This window comes from Pseudoduganella dura, from assembly GCF_009727155.1.
In the GTDB taxonomy this organism is placed as follows: Bacteria; Pseudomonadota; Gammaproteobacteria; order Burkholderiales; family Burkholderiaceae_D; genus Rugamonas; species Rugamonas dura.
The window spans coordinates 5,459,070-5,478,722 of record NZ_WNWM01000002.1 but is presented as its reverse complement, the minus strand read 5'-3'; the positions used below and the strand labels follow the sequence as shown (position 1 = coordinate 5,478,722).

Below are 19,653 nucleotides of genomic sequence, written 5' to 3'. Positions count from 1 at the left end.
CAAAATTGTAATTTTAGTTGCACATCATAAAAATCCGGGACAGACCCCTGTTTCCAGGAAATTTCTTGGAAACAGGGGTCTGTCCCGGGCTTTGCCGGACGGAATGCTGGCCGGCTTACGGCTTGGCCGGCGCCTGCCAGCGCGTGATGGTGCCGCCCTGCGCAGCGTAGTCTTCCGCGCCGGTGGCGCGGGCGACATGGAAGCCGCGCGCGGCGAGCAGGTCGGCGACCGCGCCGGCGCGGCCGGCGTGGTTCGACACGGTGACGATCACGCGGTCGCGCGGGATGTACGCCAGGTTCTTCTCCACTTCCTTCGCCTGGATGTTCAGGTAGACGGGGAAGCCGCCCTTCGCCGTCAGCTCGTCCGGGCGCCGCACGTCCAGCACGGTCACCTTGTCCGGCTGCGCCAGCAGCGCGTCGACATCGGCACGGGCCAGGCGCTTGGCCTGGTATTTCCATGCCTGCTCGGCGGCCGCGGGGGCCTGCTGGGCGAACGCGGGCATGGCGGCGAGCAGCGACAGCGCCGCCAGCATCTGCATAGTCTTCATCGTGGTTCCTTTTCGTATGGTTGGCCGGTTCATGCCGGCCCTCCCCTTCAGGCAACTTGCATGCCATTGCCTGCAGGGGCACAGCGCGATGGCGAACCCCTGCAACTGCTGCGCCCGCAGCAGTACGAACGGCCGGCTGCTGCATCCGCAGCGCGGCATGCACGGCGCCGCCCTCTGCGACGGGATGGCATGGCGCTTGCAGATGGACGATGCATCAGCCACCAACCCGCCATCACAATGCACAAGCCAGCACGCCATCTGCCGACCGCCTTACTCCCCTTCCTCGCCGCCTTGAACGCCCACGCCGACCCGCAATCGGCCATTGCGGTGGCGGCCGGCGGCGTGCCGCTCGAACAGGTGCATGTCACCGCCCGCAACCGCGAGGAACTCGCGCAGGATGTGCCGGTGCCGATCTCCGTCGTCGGCGGCAGGACGCTCGAGCGCGACGACATCGTCGGCATTGCCGGCCTCACGCAGAAAGTGCCAAACCTGGGCCTGTTCGGCAGCAACCCGCGCCAGACCAGCATCTCGCTGCGCGGCATCGGCAATAACAGCGCGAACGACACGATGGAACCCTCGGTCGGCGTCATCGTGGACGGTGTCACGAGTTCCTACGTGGGCCAGAACTGGACCGACTGGGTGGACGTGGACCGCATCGAGGTGATCCGCGGCCCGCAAGGCACGCTGCTGGGCAAGAACACCACGCTGGGCGTGATCAACATCGTCACGAAGGCGCCGAGCTTCACGCCGGCCTATACGTACGAAGCGCGGATCGGCGACTACAACACGCTGGAAGGCAAGTTCTCCGCCACCGGCCCCATCGTCGACGGCGTGCTGGCCTACCGCGCCTCGTTCTTCTACAACAAGCGCGACGGCATGCTGAAGAACGCGTGGCAAAGCGGCCCGGAAACGTGGAATGAAACGAACCGCGGCGGCGGGCGCCTGCAGTTCCTCGTCAAGCCGCGGCCCGGCCTCGATGCCCGCATCATCCTCGACCAGATCCAGTCGTCCGAGAACGGCAACAAGTCGCTGCTGGTGAACAACGGCCCGGCCAGCTTCGCCGACGGCCCGGCGCGCACGCTGACGTTCGCCAGCCGACTGGCGCGCAGCTATTTCGACAGCCCGGACGGCACGCCGTACCGGCCCGTGTTCGGCAACAACGAGATCGAGGATTCCCAGGCCCGGCCGCAGCGCACGCGCCAGGGCGGCCTCTCCGCCGAGATCAACGTGCGCTTCGACGGCTACACGCTGACCTCGATCAGCGCATACCGCAACCAGCGCTTCGACATCAAGAACGGCGGCGTCACGCGCTTCGACATCGGCAACGGCGGCCAGCAGCTGAAGAACAACCAGTACTCGCAGGAGCTGCGGCTGTCGTCCGACGTGGGCGGCGCGATCGACTGGCAGGCCGGCCTGTACGGCCTGCGCGCCACCGTCTACAGCGACGACCCCTCGTACTACGGCGCCGATGCCGCCGCGTTCAACGCCAGCGCCGCGCAGTACGCGGCCTTGTCCGCCCCGCAGTACCGCGGCCTGCTGCGCGCGGCGCAGGACGGCGTCTACCGCTCGTATGTGCTGGAGCCGAAGACGTCGTCCGTGGCCGCGTTCGGCCAGGGCAACTGGCACTTCAGCGAACGCGGCACGCTGACGCTCGGCCTGCGGGACACGCAGGAACACAAGACCGGCCGCAACCGCCGCGAGCTCGATCGCGCGGGCGCCGCGCTGACCGATATCAACGGCAACGACACCGGCAAGGCCGGCCGGTACGGCCTCGATCTCGCGAAACCGGCGGACCTGGCGGCGTGGAATGCGGCCAAGGCGCTGTACCTGAACGCGATCGGCGGCGCCGGCTCGGTCTATGACTGGAAGGATGGCGACACGATCGACGCCAACTCGGTATCGTGGCTGGTCAGCCCGAGCTGGCGGCTCACGCCGGACGTGCTGCTGTACGCGTCGGCCGCGCAGGGCGAGAAATCGGGCGCCGTGGAATTCGTCACCAGCAGCGGCGCGCTGCTGGGCGCCCCGCAGAACGTGCGGCCGGAAAAGGCGCGCGACTACGAGCTGGGCATCAAGGCGCTGCTGGCCGAACGCTCGGTGCAGCTGAACGCGAACCTGTACCAGATCAAGGTGCGCGACTACCAGTCGAACCTGACGGTGCCCGACGAAACGCAGCCCGGCGGCACCCGCACCTACCTCGGCAACATCGCCGGCGTGCGTGCCCGCGGCGTGGAGCTCGAACTGAACTACGCGCACAGCCGCAACCTGCGGCTGAACCTGAATGCGTCGTACAACAAGGCGATCTACCTCGATTTTTCCACCACCGCGCCGGACACGTCGTCCACCACGCTGGTCAACTACGCCGGCCGCCAGCTGCACGGCGCGCCGAAGACCATCGTCAACGCGGGCGTGGACTACACGCTGCCGCTGGGCCGCTTCCAGGCGCATGCGTGGCTGACGGACTCGTTCCGGTCGGGCACGGACCTGGCCGCCAGCCTGTCGCCGCAAACGTGGCAAGGCGCGTATTCGCTGGTCGACGGCGGCATCGCGATCGGCACCGCGGACAACCGCTACGAGCTCGCCGTCTCGGCCCGCAACCTGCTGGACAAGGACTACGCCACCGGCGCCGGCACGTTCAGCAGCTCCGGGGCGGTGACGAGGCAGCCGGGTTACGGGCGCACGCTGGCGCTCGTGTTCCGGGCCAGACTGTGACAATGTTGCAGAATCGTTACAGCCTCGAAGGAACGCTCACGGGCCTTATGCCCTTATGCCATAAGGCACGCTGCCCGAACTGTTAAATATGGCATAAGCATTCCGGAAATCCGTCGTTCGCAAAAGGGGGAGGTTTCAGTAGGCTCGATTGTCCCGAAAGAGAGAGGCAACAATGAGCACACTCCTGACCCTGCCGGACAGCGCGGGCGCCGCGCTGTCCATCCGCGCCAAGGCACTGCTGTTCCACGATCCGCTGTCGGCCACGCTGCTCGCGCATATCGAGCGCGTGGCGCGCAGCGATGCCACCGCGCTGATCATCGGCGAAACGGGCACCGGCAAGGAACTCGTGGCGCGCCACATCCATGCGCAAAGCGGCCGCCGCGGCCCGTTCATCGCCGTCAACTGCGGCGCGTTTTCCGAAACGCTGATCGACGCGGAGCTGTTCGGCCATGAAAGCGGCGCCTTCACGGGCGCCACCCATGCCCGCGCCGGCTGGTTCGAGGCGGCCAACGGCGGCACGCTGTTCCTCGACGAGATCGGCGATTTGCCGAAGGCGCTGCAGGTAAAGCTGTTGCGCGTGCTGCAGGAACGCCAGGTGACACGCCTGGGCGCGCGCAAGCCGGTCGCCCTCGATGTGCGCCTCGTGGCGGCCACCAACGTGGACCTGCAGAAGGCCGTCGCGGCGGACCACTTCCGCACCGACCTGTATTACCGCCTCAGCGTGGCGCCGATCACGCTGCCGCCGCTGCACCAGCGCCCGGGCGATATCCTGCCGCTGGCGCGGCACTTCCTGCAGCGCTATGCGCACGGCATGGGCATCGAGAACCCGAGCCTGGCGCCGGACACGTGCGCGGCCTTGCTGGCCTATGCGTGGCCGGGCAATATCCGCGAGCTGGAGAACGTGATCCACTATGCGCTGATCGTCAGCGCCGGGCCGCATATCCGCGCCGCGGACCTGAACCTGGCCGGCGCCGTGAAGCGCCAGCATGCGGACGAGGGCCGCGCAGCCCGGGCACCGCTGGAGCGGCTCGAAGCGCTGTTCGAGGACATGATGCACGGCGGCGAGCTGGAACTGTACGAAAAGGTCGAGGCGTGCCTGGTGCGCACCGCGTATGCGTGGTGCGACCAGAACCAGGTGCAGACCGCGCGCGCGCTCGGCATCACGCGCAATGTGGTGCGCACCCAGCTGAAACGCTTCGGCTTCATCAGCAGCGACGGCGAAACCGTCAACGCTTGACGTTCCCAAGGCTGCTGCGCCGGCAGCAGCCGCCTGCTGCCGCTGCAGCACCCCGCCCGCCCCGCCTTTCCCCCGTTCTTCTCCCCGCTTGCATTTTTTCCTTTGCTTTCAACGGCTTGACGTTTGACTCATCGTTGGCACGCCGCTTGCAAACGGGTCTCCTGTCCGCAACACCGCACCAACCATGGAGAACGAGATGAACCACGATAACGCCACCGGGCCGGGCCGCCTGCCACTGCTGCTGCTGGCCGCCGCCGCGGCAGCCTGCCTGCTGGTTTCCCCGCCCGCCGCCCGGGCGCACCACGCCTTCGCCGCCGAATTCGACGCCAAGCAGCCGATCGACCTGAAAGGCAAGATCACCAAGGCCAGGTGGGTGAACCCGCACAGCTGGCTGTATTTCGACGTGACGGGACCGGACGGCACGGTGACCAACTGGGGCGTGGAGTTCGGCGCGCCGAACTCGCTGAGCAACAAGGGCCTGAAGAAGTCGGACCTGAAAGTGGGCGACGAGGTGCATGTGCGCGGCTACCGCTCGAAGAACGGCCAGCCGTTCGGCTACAGCGTGTTCGTCACGCTGGCCGACGGCCGCACCATCCAGACCGGCGGCGCGCAGGACGCGCCCACGGCCGCCACCGCCGAAACGGCCCGCCAGTAGGAGCATGCGTTGATCAAGACTCTCCTGCCGAAATCCCTCCTGCCGAAATGGACAGTGCTGGCCTGCGCGCTGGCCATCGCCGGCCAGGCGCTCGCCGCGCCGGTCGGATCGATTCCCCGCGCCGCCAACGGCAAGCCCGACTTCTCCGGCATCTGGGAAGCCCACGGCGCCGCCGACCACGACCTCGAACCGCACGCCGCCCGCAAGGATGCGCCGCCGGGCCCGGGCATCGTCGAAGGCGGGCAAATCCCCTACCTGCCGGCCGCCCTCGTGCAAAAGCAGAAGAACTTCGCCAACCGCGAGAAGGACGATCCGCGCCTGAAAGGCTGGACGCTGGGCGTGCCGCGCGGCGTGTATTACCCGGAGCCGTTCCAGGTATTCCAGCGCCGGCGCGACATCACGATCGTCCACCAGTTCGGCCACTCGGTGCGCACCATCCATACCGACGGCACGCCGCACCCGGGCGGCGACCGCAACCAGTTCTGGCTGGGCGACTCGCGCGGCCGCTGGGACGGCGACACGCTGGTGGTGGATGTGAAGGACTTCAACGACGAGACGTGGCTGGACCGCGCCGGCAACTTCCACAGCGAGGAACTGCACGTGGTCGAGCGCTGGAAATACGTCGACCCGAACACGATCGAATACCGCGCCACGCTGGAGGACCCGCAGGTCTTCAGCCGGCCGTGGACGATCGCCGTGCTGCTGCACCGCCACCGCGAAAAGAACTTCCAGCTGATCGAGGACTACCGCTTCACGCTGGACTACGACGAGCACTACCCGCCGAAGCCGCCCGCCGGGGCCGCGCCGGCGGGCGGGTCGACGACCGCGCAGCCGGCAGGAGGACAACCATGAACCGGAAAGTGAAAGCCGCCCTGGCGGCCGCCTGGCCTGCCGCCGCCGCCGCGGCGCTGGCCTTCGCCGTGCTGCCCCGCGCGGATGCCGCGGAACCGAAGGACAAGCCGCACGACAAGCCACTGCAGACCACCGAGCGCATCGCGTTCGAGCCCGCGTATGCAGAGATAAAATCCGGCAAGTGGACCGGCAAGCGCCTGCCGGACGGCCAGCCGGACGTGGAAGGCCACTGGTCCAACACGGTGGCCAACCACAACAACTGGACCGACCCGCAGGGCGGCATTCCCGGCGACCCGAACCCGCCGCGCCGCGCGCTGCCGCCGCGCGACGGGCGCGCGCCCAGCCGCGTGACCGATCCAGCCGACGGCCAGGTGCCGTTCCAGCCATGGGCGAAGGCCGCGCAGGAAGACTTCCTGAAGAACTTCCACAATCCGACCGAACCGCGCTACATCGAGCCGCTGGCGCGCTGCGCGCCGGCCGGCGTGCCCAAGTCGTTCATCTGGCACGGCTACGAGATCCGCCAGTATCCGGGCTACGTGCTGTTCCTGTTCAATTCGGGTACCCGCATCATCCACCTCGACAACAAGCCCCATCTTCCCGCGAACATCAAGCTGTGGAACGCCGATTCGCGCGGCCGCTGGGAAGGCAACACGCTGGTGGTGGACGTGACCAACAGCAACGGCAAGGCGCTGTTCGGCCGCACCGGAGAATTCGCCAGCGAAAACGCGCACATCACCGAGCGCTACATATTCGCCAACGACGGCAAGGCCTACAACTACGTGGCCACCTTCGACGATCCCACGGTGTACACGCGCAAGTGGACCGCCACCATCCCGAACAAGCGCCGCACCGAGGGCGACGCGATCGACGGCTGGCACTACGAGGTGGCGCTGAACCACGACGACAAGGGCCGGCGCGTGATCGAGCGCGACGAGCGCATCTGCACCGAGAACAACATCGGGTTCGGCCACGTGGCCGTCACGCCCGCGAAGAAATGAGGATACTTTCATGCGAACCCTGTTGACCCTGCTCGCCCTGGCGCCGGCGTTCCTGCTGTCGCCGGCGCTGGCGCAGACGACGGCGACACCAGCCAGCGCGCCCCCCGCCGCGCCGGCCAACACCCCACCGCCGCCGCCGGCCCGCGGCCCCGCGCTCGCACTGGCCCACGAGGCAGCGCAGGCGGCCATCGATGCCTGCCGCGCGAAGGGCTTCAACGTCAGCGTCAGCGTCGTCGACTCGGCCGGCGTGCTCAAGGCGCTGCTGGCGGCCGACGGCGCCCATGAACGGGGCGTCAATTCAAGCACCGCCAAGGCGCGTACCTCGCTCGCCTTCAGGCTGCCCACCAGCGCCGTGGGCAGGCGGGCATCGGAAGACGGGGCGTTCGATGCGCAGGTGAAGGCGAACAGCGGCTGGAACAGCCGCGCCGGCGGCCTGCCGATCCTGGCCGGCGAGGAGCTTGTCGGCGCCATCGGCGTGGGCGGCGCGCGCGGCAGCGAGAACGACGAGGCCTGCGCCCAGATCGGCCTGGCGCAGGTGCAGGCACGCCTGCGGTAGCGGAAGGCGACTTTGCGCCGGCACCATCATCATCACCAACACGAAGTAAACATCATCATGTCAACATCTTCTTACCCACGCCTCACGGTGCTGGCCGCCCTGCTGGCGGGCGCATTCGGCACGGCGCAGGCACAGCAGGGACCGAACGCCGGACCGGCGCCCATCGCGCCGGAAGGCCAGATCGACAGCGTCGTCGTGCTGGGCTCGGCGCGGCATGACGCCACCGTGCTGTCGAGCTCGGCGCCGGTCGACGTCATCACGCCACAGCAGCTGAAGGAAACCGGCGCCGTGTCGCTGAACCAGGCACTGGCGCAGCTGCACCCGTCGTTCAACTTCCCGCAGGGGCAGAACGCCGTCAAGGGCCAGGGCGTGCGCTCGGCGTCGCTGCGCGGCGTCAGCCCCGCCTACACGCTGGTACTCGTCAACGGCAAGCGGCGGCACACGGCGGCGCAGTTGTCCGGCACCGATCCGTGGCCCGCCGCCACCGTCGTCGACCTCAATACCATTCCATTGTCCGCCGTCAGCCGCATCGAGGTTCTGCGCGACGGCGCGGCCGCGCAGTATGGCTCGGACGCCATCGCCGGCGTCGTCAACATCGTGCTGCGCGAGAACGCCACCGGCGGCGAGGCTGCCGTCCATGGTGGCGGCTACAGCGACGGCGGCGGGCACACGACGGCCGTCAATGCCTGGAAGGGCTTCAGGCTGGGCCGGGATGGCTTCGTGACGCTGTCGCTGGACCGGCTGAAGAACACGCAGGTGGACCGTTCGGAAGCGGACTGGCGCCAGCTGTTCCCGAACGGCGACCCGCGCAACGACAGCTTCGACAGGAAATACGGTACCTGGGGCCAGGCCGAGCGCAGCAACTGGAGCGCGCTGGCGAACGGCGAGGTGCCGCTGTCGGCCGGCCTGGTGGCGTATGGCTGGATCAACGGATCGTACAAATCCAGCTCGAACCATGTCAACCCGGAACGTGTCGTGAAAGCCGTCACGAACAATGCCACGGTGACGGACGGCACCCGGCTCGGCGAGAACGACATCCTGGCCATCTACCCGGACGGCTACCAGCCGTGGATGGATTACCGGGCCCGCGATGGCGCCGCGGCCGCCGGCCTGCGCTACGAAACCGATTCGTTCGGCAAGCTCGATGTCGCCGTGAGCCTGGGCTACAACGAGACGGCGCGCGACACCTACAACACGGGCAATCCCGCGTACGGCGCGGCCACGAAGACGCACTTCTACCTCGGTTCGTGGAAGAGCGATACCACCAGCCTGACCGCCGACTACGTGCGCCAGCTGGCCACGGCGTGGACCGACTCGCTCGCGTTGTCGGCCGGCCTGACGGGGCGGCACGAGCGCTGGCGCACGGGCGACCTGGGCGACCCGGCCGGCTACTCGGGCGGCCCGCTGGCCGGCCAGATCGTGGGCTCGCTGTATCCGGGCACGCGTTATGCCGCCGATACGACGCGCATTCCTGGCAGCGGTTCGTCCACGTCCGGCATCAAGCCGGAGGACGCGGGCGAGATCGAACGCAACGTGGCGGGCGCCCATGCGGGCATCGATGCGCAGCTCACGCGCCGCTGGCAGGTTGGCGCGACCGCGCGCTACGAGCATTACTCGGACTTCGGCGGCACCGGCAACTTCCGGCTCACCAGCCGGTTCGACGCCACGCCATCGTTCGCCGTGCGCGGCACCGTGAGCTCGGGCTTCCACGCGCCGAGCCTGGCCGCGCTGGGGTTCCAGAGCACGGGCACCACCAGCAACTGGTCCAACAGCGGCAGCGGCGCGCTGACGCCGGGGCAGACGCGCCAGTTCCGCCCCGCCGATCCGGTGGCGGCCCCGTTCGGCGCGCGCCCGCTCGACCCGGAAAAATCGCGAACGTACTCGTTCGGCGCAGTGCTGCGCAGCGACGGCAATGCATCGCTGACCATCGACGCCTACCGGCTGAAGGTGGACGACGTGATCATCGCCACCGACACGCTGCAGGGCGCCACGGTGACGGCGGCCTTCAACCGGGCGGGATTGAACGGATTCACCCAGGCATCGTATTACCTGAACGGCTGGAACTCGCGCACCGACGGGCTGGACATCATCGGCAAGAGCCAGCTGCGGGCCGGCGGCGGCCTGCTCGACCTGCACGCTTCGGCCAGCTTCCTGCGCACGCGGGTGTCGGATGTGCAGCGCTTCGTCACGATCGGCGGCGCCCAGGTGCTTGCCGTCGGCAACGCCAAGGTGCGCGATGCCGAATGGGGCACGCCGAAGAACAAGCTGCTCGTCGGCGCCCGCTACGCGATCGGCGACTGGAACGTGGACGGCACCGTCACCCGCTTCGGCAAGTACCGCTATAACGTGGGCGACGTGGCCGGCTCCGTCGCCGCCAACGGCAACACGGACCAGGTGTTCTCGCCGGAGACCTATCTCGACACGAGCATCGGCTACAGGCTGAGCGAACGGTGGAAGCTCGACCTCGTCGTGCAGAACGTGTTCAACAGGTATCCGGACAAGTACATCACCGCCAACCGCTCGTCCGGCATCAACCCCTTCTCGTTCATCGCCCCGAACGGCGCCTCCGGCCGGTTCGTCTACGCCGGCGTCAGCTACAAGCTCTGACCCCACGGGGGGCTCCGCCTCCCGTGCCACTCCAGGCCAGCTATCCTTCCACGCGGACGCTCCACGTCACCAGGCGTCCCACCAGCGGCCGTACGACGAGTATGCACAGGAAGGCGGCCGGCATCGCCACCCGATACGCATTCATCACTTTTCCGAAGTAATCTCCGCCGAACCCGAACTCGGTCCAGGTAATGATCAGGCACATCAGGAATGACATGATGGTTGCCATGTACAGGGCGAACACATATGGGCCCAGGCTTTTCGGCAAGCGCAGGGCGCCCCGCCGACTGTGTTGATATTGCATCGTCGTTCTCCATCGTCGATTCGAAGCAGCACAGGCTATCACCCCGCCGGCGGCAAAGACAGGCCCACGGCCTTGGTTCTTTATAAAGTAAAATTTACGAATCGGGCGAGGGAGGGTATGTGAACATCATTGGAGCGATCACCAGCTTCGTGCGGGTGGTGGAATGCGGCAGCATTGCCGCCGCGGCCCGCGCACTGGGCGTCAGCGCCGCCGCGGTGAGCCAGAATATCGCCCGCCTCGAAGCGCACCTGGAAACGCGGCTGCTGTCGCGCACCACGCGGCACATGGCGCTGACCGAGGCGGGCACGGCGTATTACGACAAGGTGCGCCACATTCCGCGCGAGCTGGACCTGGCAAGGCAGGCGGTGAGCAAGGAGGCGGACCTGCAGGATCACCTGCGCATCGCGACGACCGCCGCGTTCGGCCGCCATGTGCTGGCCGCCATGCTGCCGTCATTCCGCGCCCGGTACAGCGCCCTGACCATCGAGCTGGTCAGCACGGATCGCCGCGTCAACCACCTGCAGGAAGGCATCCATGTCAGCATCCGCATCCCGCCCCAGCTCGAGGAACGGCTGGTCGCGCGGCCGATCGCCTCGGTACCGTTCGTCCTCTGCGCGTCGCCCGCCTACCTGGAGGCCGCCGGCCGGCCGGCCTCGCCGGAAGACCTGATGCGCCACGCCTGCCTGGTCCTGCGGTACCCGACCGATGGACGCTTCCTGCCATGGGGTTTCATCCGCGACGGGGTACGCTTCGACGCGCCGGTCAATGCCGCGTTCATCAGCGACGACATCGACATCCTCGCGCGGATGGCGGTCAACGGCGGCGGCATCACGCGGCTGGCCAGCTTCGTCGCCCAGCCCCTGCTCGACAAGGGCGAGCTGGTCGCCCTGTTCGAGGAAGGCGCATGCCCGGACGCCCGTGCCGTGCCGGAACCCCTGCAGTTCTTTGCCTGCGTGACCGATCACCAGGGCCTGACGCCAAAGGTGCGGGCGTTCCTGGACCATCTCCAGGCGCATCTCTCCGCGCGCGGGCTGGCGACGTGACCCCCTGGCCTGCGGGACCGGGATGCACGGCACGGGATGCAAGGCACGGGATGCACGGCACGCCGCGCCCCTTATGGCGCCTTCGTCAACGGTGCCGGCCACGCCGGCTGCGCGGCGTTGGGGTACCAGTAGGCGGCGTGGCAGCGCTCGCAGGCGGCGTCGAGCTTTTCGCCGGCGGCGAGCAGGCGCTGCGGGGAGCGGGCATCGATGGCGGCGAGGACTTGCCGGCCGGCCGCGTGCAGTTCCCTGGCGCGGGCATTGAACGCGGCGCGGTCGGCGTCGATGGCTTGCCGGATCTGCGGGGCGGTGGAGATGCCGGGCACGTCGGCATCCTCGAGCGGCTGGCCGTGGCTGACGGGGCGGCCGTCGACCTGCAGCAGCTTCGCCGCCCCGACGATGTCCAGCGCGCCCTTGCGCAATGCGGCCCATTCGGCCGCCGTGCGCGGAAAGTGTTCCTCGATACCGTTCGGACCGGTTTCGCTGCTGAGCGATTCCCACACGGCGTCGGCCGCCGGGTCGATCACGCCGGCCATCAGTTCCTGGATCGAGGCGACGGGCTTGGCGGCAGGTGCGAACGCGGCGGCGCTGAAAGCCGCCAGCACCAGCACGGCGGCGGTAAAGTGAAATGGTCGCATGCGTGCCTCCGTCAGATGTAGCCGATGGCGCGGCCGCACAGGCCCACGCCGAACCACAGCGCCAGCAGCAGCGCGGCGCCGGAGCGGGCGACGGCGGGCCCCGGTTCCGGCGCCCGCACCACGCGCCGATACAGCACCGCCTGGGCGACCAGGGCCAGCGCCAGCAGCACCATCTTCGGGCCGAACGCCGCGTTGGCGTAGTAACGCACGGGGCCGGACAGGAACAGCAGCGTTCCCGTCACCATCGCGGCGGCCAGCCCGCCCCACAGCAGCGGCGACGCGGCCCGCGCGACGGTGGCGGACGGCAGCGCGGGCAGCACCACGCCCAGCAGCCGCAGGCTAAGGAGCAGCACGGCCGTCAGCAGCCCGACGAGCCCCAGCACGTGGACCACCTCGGTGATCTCGATGACGAGGTGGTTGGCGCCGCGCAGCTGCTCGACGGGCCAGGTGCCCTGCAGGGCACCGAGGAATTCGATGAATGTCATGTCGGCTCGTGTCAGTAATAGGGAATCGAGCGGCCGAAGATGGTGGCCAGGGTCCAGAAGACCAGCGAGATCCAGCCCGCGCGGCTGGCGGCGGCGGGCAGCACGGGGCCGCCGGCCCAGCGCTCCGCATGGCGGCCCAGGCGCAGCTCGAAGAACAGCGCGTTAGCGCAGGCGATCGCCATGCAGGCGACCTTGAACCAGAACGGGATGTTGTCGTACAGCGCGGCCGCCTCGGCCCAGAACAGCAGGCCGCCGGTGGCGAACGTGAGCGCGAAGCCGGAAAAGATCCACGGCCTCAACTGGTGGAGCAGGTCCGCCAACGGCACGCCGCGCAGCAGCAGGCCGGTGAGGCGCAGGTCGGTCAGTAGCACGAGACCGAACGACAGGGCAAGGCCGAGCAGGTGCGCGGCCTCGACGAGGGGAAAGGCATACTGCGACTCGCGCAGCGCCGTGCCGATGGCCGATTCCTCGATCCATACGGCGGTTTCATACAGGGACATAAAAACTCCACAACAAGGGACCCCTGTTGTGGAGCAGCTTTCATGCCAGGGCGCGAAGCCCGGCATCGGGCGATGAACGGCGGGCGCTCAGCCGCCGGCTGGTGAAACCGCAGCAGAAGCCTGCTGCGGTTTCAGCACTCCAATGCGCACCAGGTGGCCTCAGTGGTGGCCGTGCTCGGCCTCGTAGGCGTCGGCTTCCGCCTTGTCCTTGTGGATCGTGCCGTCCGGGTGCTCGGGCGGGGTGTACAGCGTGTACAGCTTCAGCGGTTCGCTGCCGGTATTGATCACGTTGTGATGCGTGCCGGCCGGGATCACGACGCCCACGCCGTCTTCCAGCGCATGTTCCTCGCCGTCGAGGATGGCCTTGCCCTGCCCCGCTTCCACGCGGATGAACTGGTCGGTGTCGTCGTGCTTCTCGGCGCCGATCTCTTCGCCGGCCTGCAGCGTCATCACCACGAGCTGGCTTTGCGGCGTGGTGAACAGCACTTCGCGGAAGTTGTCGTTCGACAGGGTTTTTTCTTCGAGGTTGATACTGAATCCGGGCATGATGGCTCCTTTGTGACAAGTATGACTTTTTACCACATCGTGAGCCATTGCGTCGGCTGAGCCGGCGGCCCGGCATGCCGCCGGCTCCGCCGATCACACCGCCCGCCCCCGGCCGGCCAGGCTGCGCACCACCTTCACCAGGCAATCGATCTCGTCGAACGTGTTGTAGAACGCCAGCGACGGGCGCACGGTGAGCCCAGTCTCTCTTATTGCAGCGCAGCATTCAACCGCCTATCGCCACCAAACCGTTCCAGGATGTTGAAAAGTTATTAATGTATTTTCGCCATGTTGCACCAATGCCGAAGGCGCGACCTTGAAGGCGCGCGCCAGCTCGGCGATCGTCGCCAGCGATGCCGTGACCTCGCCGCGCTCGATCTCGCCGACATAGGAACGGTTCAGGATCGCCAGGTCGGCCAGTTGTTCCTGGGACCAGCTGCGCGCTTCACGCAATTCGCGGATGCCCCTGCCGAAGCTGCGCACCAGCGCAAGCTGGGTGTCCCCTGCCGGCCCCGGCGCGGCGTTCCGCTCGCCGATATCCGGATGCCGCACCTCAGTCCTGGACCCACGGCAGGCCGTGGCTGCGCCAGCCGTTCAGGCGGCCGCGCTGCGAATTGCCATCCAGTTCGCCTTCGAAGCCTTCCGTCACATTGAAGACCAGCGTCAGTCCCGCCTTCGCGGCCGCTTCCGCCGCCTGGGCGGATCGGTTGCCGCTGCGGCACAGCAGCACGGCGCCCTTGTCCTTGCCACCCAGCTTGGCTTCCAGCTCGCGCACGAAGCGCGGGTTGCGGATCAGCGACGTGCCGGTAGCCCACGGCACGTGCACGCTGCCCGGCACATAGCCGACGAATACCCGTTCCTCGTGGCTGCGCACATCCACCAGCACCGCCTTGCCGCTTTTGACGAGCGACCACGCCACCGGCGGGCTCACGCCGCCCGCAAACGGCAAGCCATTGGCGACCGCTTCCTCGCGGGCTTGTTCCAGTGCATCGGGCAGGGCAACTTCGAGCAGTTCAGAAGACATGACAGGCAACTCCGGCTGTGGATCGTGGATACGCGGTTACCGCTTCGCGTGGATGATCAATATAGGCAGCGGGAGTGCGATTGGGAACGAAGGGATCGTCGCAAGGACATGCGCAAAGCGCATAAAGGAACATTGCAGGGCCGGCGCAGGAACACTGGTGTGAATACCGGTATCGGACACCTTTTCCGGGTGAATTTTCCGGAAAAGGTGTCCGACACCGGTTTGCCGGCTAAAAATTAGCCCAGCGCCACCTGGTGCAGCCAGCCATGCGTATCGGCCGCGGTACCGCGCTGGATACCCAGCAGCGCATCGCGCAGGGCCAGCGCGACCGGGCCGTTTTCATTGTTGTTGATGCCCTGCTCGAAGCCGCGGCCCTTGATCAGGCCCACCGGCGTGATGACGGCGGCGGTGCCGCAGGCGAACACCTCGGAGATCGCGCCGGAGGCGATATCCTGCAGCACGTTGGTGAGCGCCAGGCGGCGTTCCTCGGCCTTGTAGCCCAGATCGCCCGCCAGTTGCAGCAGCGTCGAACGGGTGATGCCGGGCAGCAGCGTGCCGGTGAGGCCCGGCGTGACGATGACCGGTTCGCCGTTCTCGCGGTACACGAAGAACAGGTTCATGCCGCCCATTTCCTCGATGTATTCGCGCTCGATCGCATCGAGCCAGATCACCTGGTCGCAGCCGTGCTGGGTGGCTTCGGCCTGGGCCAGCAGGCTGGCCGCGTAATTGCCGGCGCACTTCGCCTCGCCCGTGCCGCCCGGCGCGGCGCGCACGTATTCCTTGCTGGCCCACACGCTGACCGGCTTCAGGCCCTGCGGGAAGTACTCGCCGGCCGGCGATGCGATCAGCAGGAACAGGTATTCGTTCGACGGCCGCACGCCCAGGTAAGGATCGGTGGCGATCATGAACGGCCGCAGGTACAGGCTCTCGCCGGAGCCGGACGGCACCCATGCCTGGTCGACCGCGACCAGCGCCTCGGCGGCGCCGATGAAGATTTCCTTCGGGATGGCCGGCATCGCCAGGCGCGCGGCGCTGCGGTTGAAGCGCTCGCCGTTCTGCTCCGGGCGGAACAGGCTGACCGAACCATCCGGCTGGCGGTAGGCCTTGAAGCCTTCGAAGATCGCCTGGCCGTAGTGCAGCACGGACGCGGACGGATCGAGCGACAGCGGGCCATATGGCTTCACTTCCGGATCGTGCCAGGTGCCGTTGCTGTACTTGACGACCGCCATGTGGTCGGTGAACACGCGGCCGAACTGGATGGCCTGCAGCTTCTGCTCACGCTCGGCGGCGGACAGCGGGTTGGTCGAAGGGGTGATTTTGAACGTGGAGTTGATTGCCATGGCGAGAACTGCGGAAAAGCGGAGTTGATCGTCGGGGGAGTTTAACATGCGGCATCCGTGGCGTGCCCGATCGGCCGCGGTGCGCGGCCCGACCTTCAATCAAACTGCGAACGACGATGACCGACGAAACGTCACCGCATCAAGGGGATCCGGCTTTCATGATGCATCCGCGGACGGGTAGCCGGCCGGCCCGGTTGCCTGGCGTTTTCACTCGCTGCCGGGCAACTGTTAGAATCCATCGCAATCACATGGCCAGATAACGATGCCCTTCTCGACATTAAAAATACCCCAGGCGTTTTCCAAGGAATCGGAGGCGGTTTTCGGAGAATTCCAGCGTGGCATGGGTTTCCCCATGACCCCCAACTTCATGAAGATGCACGGGCACTCGCTGGCGGCGGCGAAAGGAACCTGGGGCCTGTTGCAGGGTGCGATGCTCAGCGGAAACCTGCCGCGTGCCCTTAAGGAAATGCTCGTCGCGGCAATCTCGCACGACCGCAACTGCATGTACTGCGAAGCCGCGCATCTGGCGTGCTGCAGGAGCCTCGGCATCGACACGGCCACGCTGCAGGCACTGGTCGAGCATGTCGAGGACCTGGCGCCGGAAAAGGTGCGCGACATCATCCTTTTCGGCGTGAAGTGCGCCCGCAATCCACAAGGCATGACGCAGGAGGACTATGCGTCGCTGCACGGCCATGGCCTGAACGACGAAGACATCATGGAGCTGATTTCGGTGATCGGCCTGGCGGTATACCTGAACATCGTTGCGGATGCGACCGGCGTGACGCCCGACGACATGTTCTTCCAGATCTGACATGGACCTGAAGGAGGAGCTGACGCGTCAGGGATTGCTGCTGGAGTTCATCTCCGAGTGCGTGAGCCTGCAGAACGTGGCGGATCTGGCAAGGCTGGTCTTCGCCCGCCTGCACTGGATATGCGATTACGACACCTGTACAGTCTTGCTGCCCTGCAGCCAGGGCTTGACGCTGTGGTCGCAGGACCGCAAGGCGGGGGCCGCGGCGCACATCGGGGATGACGTCCTCCTGGCGGGACACAGGACCGCGCTGGAAGACGCAATGACGCGCGGTTCGCCGACAGCGGCGCACGATGGGGACAGCGACATCTTCCTGGCCGCCCTGCCGCTGGGTTCGAAGACCGTGGTCCACGGCGCGTTGTGCGTCGGCAGGACGGCCAGACGATTCACGCACGGGGATGTCCGCCATCTCCAGCATGCGTCCAGTGCCGTCGGCGGTGTGCTGACGCGCATCGCGGCGCTTGCGGCGGAACACGAGGCCGAGGCGACGCTGCGCGAAGAAGAGGCGCGCTATCGCACCCTGTTCGAGAACATCGACGAGGGCTTCTGCGTCATCCAGTTCATCGACGGACCGCGTGGGCCGCTTTCCGACTATGTGCACCTCGAAGCGAACCCCGCCTACATCCGCCATGCCGGCATCCCCGACATCGTCGGCAAGACAGCCCGTGGAGAACTGACGGAGAGCGAGGCGGACGCCTGGGTGGCCATCTTCCGGAACGTGCTCGAAACCGGCGAACTGGTCCGCTTCGAGCGCGAGCTCGAAGCGACCGACCGGCACCTGGAAGTGGCGTGCTCCCGCATCGAGCCACCCGCCAGGCGCCAGGTGGCGATCGTCTTTCAGGACGTTTCCAGCCGCAAAAGGGCAGAGCGAAAGCTTTCGGAGCTGAACGAGACGCTGGAGAGCCAGGTTGTCCAGCGCACGGCCGAGCGCGACCGCATGTGGGATACCTCGCCCGACCTCATGCTCATCATCGACTTCAAGGGCTACTTCAGGCGGGTCAACCCGGCCTGGACGGCCTTGCTCGGCTACGCTCCCGACGAGCTGATCGGCCGGCATGTCAATGAATTCGTGATCCAGGCCGACCACGCCACGACGGTCGACGCTTACGAGCGCGCGGCGGCGGGCCGCCTGCCGACGGTCGAAAACCGCTACCGGCACAAGGACGGTTCGATCCGCTGGATCTCCTGGGTCGCGGCGCCTGACGGCGACCTGACCTATGCCACCGGCCGCGATATCACGGCCGAAAAGAAGCGCGAAGCCGAGCTGGCTACCCGGACCGCCGAGCGCGACCGGCTCTGGAGCCTGTCCCAGGACATGCTCGCCCTGGCAACCTATGACGGGAGGATGTCGGCCGTCAGTCCTGCATGGACGCAGGTTCTGGGCTGGACCGAGTCCGAGCTGCTTGCACGTCCTTATTCAAGCTTCATGCATCCGGAGGACGTGTCCGCTACTCTGGGGGTGATCGCGCAGATGGCCGGGACGCACCAGCCGGCCCGTTTCGAGAACCGCATCGCCAGCCGGGACGGCGGCTGGAAGCACATCGAGTGGACTGTCACGCCCGAACTCGATGGCGAGCACTTCGTCACCGTCGGGCGCGACCTCAGCCTGAACAAGGCGCGCGAGGCCGAACTCGAACAGGCGCAGCAAGCCTTGCGCCAGGCACAGAAGATGGAAGCGGTGGGCCAGCTTACCGGCGGCCTGGCGCACGACTTCAATAACCTGCTGGCCGCCATCAGCAGCAGCCTGCAGGTGCTCAAGCTCAAACTGCAACGCGGGCAGTACAGCGGGCTGGACCGTTACATCGACATCGGCGAATCGTCCGTGCGCCGCGCCGCGTCGCTCACGCAGCGGCTGCTGGCTTTCTCGCGCCGGCAAACGCTCGATCCCAAGCCCACCGATGTGAACCAGCTCATTGCCGGAATGGAGGAGCTGATCCGGCACTCGATCGGACCCGTTGTCGACCTGGAGGTGAGCAATGCACAGGATCTGTGGCTGACAAAGGTCGATCCGTCCCAGCTCGAGAATGCCCTGCTGAACCTGTGCATCAATGCGCGCGATGCGATGATGCCCACGGGCGGCAAACTGATGCTGGCAACAGCCAACAAGGTGATCGACGAGCGCACCGCCAGGCAGCAGGAGTTGCGGCCCGGACAGTACATCGCGCTGTCCGTGTCCGACACCGGCGCCGGCATGCCCCCGGAAGTCATCGCGCGCATCTTCGATCCGTTCTATACCACCAAGCCCCTGGGCGAAGGCACCGGCCTCGGGTTGTCGATGGTCTACGGTTTCGTGCGGCAGTCCGGTGGCCAGGTGCGCGTGCACTCCGGGGAGGGGGCCGGCACGACCATGTGCCTGTACCTGCCGCGGTATGCCGGGGCGGCGCATGCCGAGGAGTATGTCGAGGCGCCGTCCATCCCGTCGGGCCACGGTGAAACCGTGCTCCTGATCGAGGATGAAACCGCACTGCGCGACATTGTCGGAGAGGTCCTGCGTGATGCCGGCTATCGGGTGCTGACGGCACAGGACGGCCCGGCCGGCTTGCGGATCTTGAATTCGGACACATGCGTGGACCTGCTGGTCACGGACGTGGGCCTGCCCGGCGGGCTGAATGGCCGCCAGGTGGCCGATGCCGCAAGAGTATCGCGCGGCGGCCTCAAGGTGCTGTTCATCACGGGGTATGCCGACACGGCAGCCGTCGGCAACGGCCGGCTCGACCAGGGAATGGCGGTCATGACCAAGCCGTTCGAGATCGGCGCGCTCGTCGGCAAGGTGCGCGCATTGATCGACGCAAAGCTGCCGCAGTGAT

Annotated in this window: 19 protein-coding genes and 1 pseudogene; 10 read left to right on the top strand and 10 right to left on the bottom strand. The window is 67.2% G+C overall.

Going from position 1 to position 19,653, the window contains the following annotated elements:
* Positions 1 to 115 precede the first annotated feature (115 nt).
* A complete protein-coding gene (locus tag GJV26_RS23975) occupies positions 116 to 547 on the bottom strand; it encodes a rhodanese-like domain-containing protein (protein WP_155711179.1) in 432 nt (143 codons plus the stop codon).
* A gap of 291 nt (positions 548 to 838) precedes the next feature.
* Between GJV26_RS23975 and GJV26_RS23970 the strand changes: the two genes are divergently transcribed.
* The 7 genes from GJV26_RS23970 (at position 839) to GJV26_RS23940 (ending at position 10,161) form a co-directional block, all read left to right on the top strand.
* Complete coding sequence (locus GJV26_RS23970) at positions 839 to 3,256, top strand: TonB-dependent receptor (RefSeq protein WP_173346260.1); 2,418 nt, start codon at positions 839 to 841, stop codon at positions 3,254 to 3,256.
* A gap of 172 nt (positions 3,257 to 3,428) precedes the next feature.
* Positions 3,429 to 4,493, top strand: coding sequence for a sigma-54 interaction domain-containing protein (locus tag GJV26_RS23965; RefSeq protein ID WP_155711177.1), 1,065 nt, complete (start codon positions 3,429 to 3,431; stop codon positions 4,491 to 4,493).
* A gap of 196 nt (positions 4,494 to 4,689) precedes the next feature.
* Entirely contained in the window at positions 4,690 to 5,148 is a 459-nt protein-coding gene (locus GJV26_RS23960) for a DUF6152 family protein (protein WP_229419415.1), read from the top strand.
* Between the two features lie 9 nt (positions 5,149 to 5,157).
* On the top strand, positions 5,158 to 6,000 hold the full coding sequence (locus tag GJV26_RS23955) for a hypothetical protein (RefSeq protein ID WP_216643158.1): 843 nt from the start codon (positions 5,158 to 5,160) through the stop codon (positions 5,998 to 6,000).
* Positions 5,997 to 6,998, top strand: a complete 1,002-nt coding sequence (locus tag GJV26_RS23950; RefSeq protein WP_189441671.1) for a hypothetical protein — start codon at positions 5,997 to 5,999, stop codon at positions 6,996 to 6,998. Before GJV26_RS23955 ends, GJV26_RS23950 begins: the two co-directional genes overlap by 4 nt.
* A 10-nt stretch (positions 6,999 to 7,008) precedes the next feature.
* The gene (locus GJV26_RS23945; RefSeq protein WP_155711176.1) at positions 7,009 to 7,554 is read left to right on the top strand and encodes a GlcG/HbpS family heme-binding protein; all 546 of its coding nucleotides are present in this window, start codon (positions 7,009 to 7,011) and stop codon (positions 7,552 to 7,554) included.
* 57 nt (positions 7,555 to 7,611) lie between these two features.
* On the top strand, positions 7,612 to 10,161 hold the full coding sequence (locus GJV26_RS23940) for a TonB-dependent receptor plug domain-containing protein (RefSeq protein WP_155711175.1): 2,550 nt from the start codon (positions 7,612 to 7,614) through the stop codon (positions 10,159 to 10,161).
* 40 nt (positions 10,162 to 10,201) lie between these two features.
* Here GJV26_RS23940 and GJV26_RS23935 read toward each other — a convergent pair whose 3' ends face one another.
* Positions 10,202 to 10,465, bottom strand: a complete 264-nt coding sequence (locus GJV26_RS23935) for a DUF2798 domain-containing protein (protein ID WP_155711174.1) — start codon at positions 10,463 to 10,465, stop codon at positions 10,202 to 10,204.
* A 119-nt stretch (positions 10,466 to 10,584) separates the two neighbouring features.
* Between GJV26_RS23935 and GJV26_RS23930 the strand changes: the two genes are divergently transcribed.
* Positions 10,585 to 11,508 (top strand): LysR family transcriptional regulator, encoded by a 924-nt coding sequence (locus tag GJV26_RS23930; RefSeq protein ID WP_189441673.1) that lies wholly within the window; start codon positions 10,585 to 10,587, stop codon positions 11,506 to 11,508.
* Between the two features lie 71 nt (positions 11,509 to 11,579).
* Here GJV26_RS23930 and GJV26_RS23925 read toward each other — a convergent pair whose 3' ends face one another.
* The 8 genes and pseudogenes from GJV26_RS23925 to GJV26_RS23895 all read right to left on the bottom strand — a co-directional run bounded on the left by GJV26_RS23925 (position 11,580) and on the right by GJV26_RS23895 (position 16,035).
* A complete protein-coding gene (locus GJV26_RS23925) occupies positions 11,580 to 12,143 on the bottom strand; it encodes a cytochrome c (RefSeq protein WP_155711173.1) in 564 nt (187 codons plus the stop codon).
* A gap of 11 nt (positions 12,144 to 12,154) precedes the next feature.
* Positions 12,155 to 12,628, bottom strand: a complete 474-nt coding sequence (locus GJV26_RS23920) for a DUF6644 family protein (RefSeq protein WP_155711172.1) — start codon at positions 12,626 to 12,628, stop codon at positions 12,155 to 12,157.
* Between the two features lie 11 nt (positions 12,629 to 12,639).
* Complete coding sequence (locus GJV26_RS23915) at positions 12,640 to 13,128, bottom strand: DUF6644 family protein (RefSeq protein WP_155711171.1); 489 nt, start codon at positions 13,126 to 13,128, stop codon at positions 12,640 to 12,642.
* 159 nt (positions 13,129 to 13,287) lie between these two features.
* A complete protein-coding gene (locus GJV26_RS23910; RefSeq protein WP_155711170.1) occupies positions 13,288 to 13,674 on the bottom strand; it encodes a cupin domain-containing protein in 387 nt (128 codons plus the stop codon).
* 93 nt (positions 13,675 to 13,767) lie between these two features.
* Positions 13,768 to 13,866, bottom strand: a pseudogene (locus GJV26_RS30780) (aminotransferase class V-fold PLP-dependent enzyme); the annotation flags it as partial.
* 39 nt (positions 13,867 to 13,905) lie between these two features.
* Positions 13,906 to 14,208, bottom strand: coding sequence for a helix-turn-helix domain-containing protein (locus GJV26_RS23905; protein ID WP_189441694.1), 303 nt, complete (start codon positions 14,206 to 14,208; stop codon positions 13,906 to 13,908).
* A 16-nt stretch (positions 14,209 to 14,224) separates the two neighbouring features.
* Positions 14,225 to 14,695 carry a rhodanese-like domain-containing protein gene (locus GJV26_RS23900; protein WP_155711169.1) on the bottom strand — a complete coding sequence of 157 codons (471 nt, stop codon included), beginning with the start codon at positions 14,693 to 14,695 and terminating at the stop codon, positions 14,225 to 14,227.
* A 236-nt stretch (positions 14,696 to 14,931) separates the two neighbouring features.
* Entirely contained in the window at positions 14,932 to 16,035 is a 1,104-nt protein-coding gene (locus GJV26_RS23895; RefSeq protein ID WP_155711168.1) for a branched-chain amino acid aminotransferase, read from the bottom strand.
* A 262-nt stretch (positions 16,036 to 16,297) separates the two neighbouring features.
* Between GJV26_RS23895 and GJV26_RS23890 the strand changes: the two genes are divergently transcribed.
* Together GJV26_RS23890 and GJV26_RS23885 are read left to right on the top strand one after the other, a co-directional pair.
* Positions 16,298 to 16,846, top strand: a complete 549-nt coding sequence (locus GJV26_RS23890) for a carboxymuconolactone decarboxylase family protein (RefSeq protein WP_155711167.1) — start codon at positions 16,298 to 16,300, stop codon at positions 16,844 to 16,846.
* Position 16,847: 1 nt separating this feature from the next.
* Positions 16,848 to 19,652, top strand: a complete 2,805-nt coding sequence (locus GJV26_RS23885; RefSeq protein ID WP_155711166.1) for a PAS domain S-box protein — start codon at positions 16,848 to 16,850, stop codon at positions 19,650 to 19,652.
* Position 19,653 lies beyond the last annotated feature (1 nt).

Bases quoted from the DNA above. Each gene is read 5' to 3' on its own strand.
- GJV26_RS23915 (WP_155711171.1), bottom strand. From the start codon at position 13,128: ATGTCCCTGTATGAAACCGCCGTATGGATCGAGGAATCGGCCATCGGC.
- GJV26_RS23975 (WP_155711179.1), bottom strand. From the start codon at position 547: ATGAAGACTATGCAGATGCTGGCGGCGCTGTCGCTGCTCGCCGCCATG.
- GJV26_RS23920 (WP_155711172.1), bottom strand. From the start codon at position 12,628: ATGACATTCATCGAATTCCTCGGTGCCCTGCAGGGCACCTGGCCCGTC.
- GJV26_RS23910 (WP_155711170.1), bottom strand. From the start codon at position 13,674: ATGCCCGGATTCAGTATCAACCTCGAAGAAAAAACCCTGTCGAACGAC.
- GJV26_RS23940 (WP_155711175.1), top strand. From the start codon at position 7,612: ATGTCAACATCTTCTTACCCACGCCTCACGGTGCTGGCCGCCCTGCTG.
- GJV26_RS23890 (WP_155711167.1), top strand. From the start codon at position 16,298: ATGCCCTTCTCGACATTAAAAATACCCCAGGCGTTTTCCAAGGAATCG.
- GJV26_RS23965 (WP_155711177.1), top strand. From the start codon at position 3,429: ATGAGCACACTCCTGACCCTGCCGGACAGCGCGGGCGCCGCGCTGTCC.
- GJV26_RS23950 (WP_189441671.1), top strand. From the start codon at position 5,997: ATGAACCGGAAAGTGAAAGCCGCCCTGGCGGCCGCCTGGCCTGCCGCC.
- GJV26_RS23895 (WP_155711168.1), bottom strand. From the start codon at position 16,035: ATGGCAATCAACTCCACGTTCAAAATCACCCCTTCGACCAACCCGCTG.
- GJV26_RS23945 (WP_155711176.1), top strand. From the start codon at position 7,009: ATGCGAACCCTGTTGACCCTGCTCGCCCTGGCGCCGGCGTTCCTGCTG.
- GJV26_RS23935 (WP_155711174.1), bottom strand. From the start codon at position 10,465: ATGCAATATCAACACAGTCGGCGGGGCGCCCTGCGCTTGCCGAAAAGC.
- GJV26_RS23900 (WP_155711169.1), bottom strand. From the start codon at position 14,695: ATGTCTTCTGAACTGCTCGAAGTTGCCCTGCCCGATGCACTGGAACAA.
- GJV26_RS23960 (WP_229419415.1), top strand. From the start codon at position 4,690: ATGAACCACGATAACGCCACCGGGCCGGGCCGCCTGCCACTGCTGCTG.
- GJV26_RS23885 (WP_155711166.1), top strand. From the start codon at position 16,848: ATGGACCTGAAGGAGGAGCTGACGCGTCAGGGATTGCTGCTGGAGTTC.
- GJV26_RS23925 (WP_155711173.1), bottom strand. From the start codon at position 12,143: ATGCGACCATTTCACTTTACCGCCGCCGTGCTGGTGCTGGCGGCTTTC.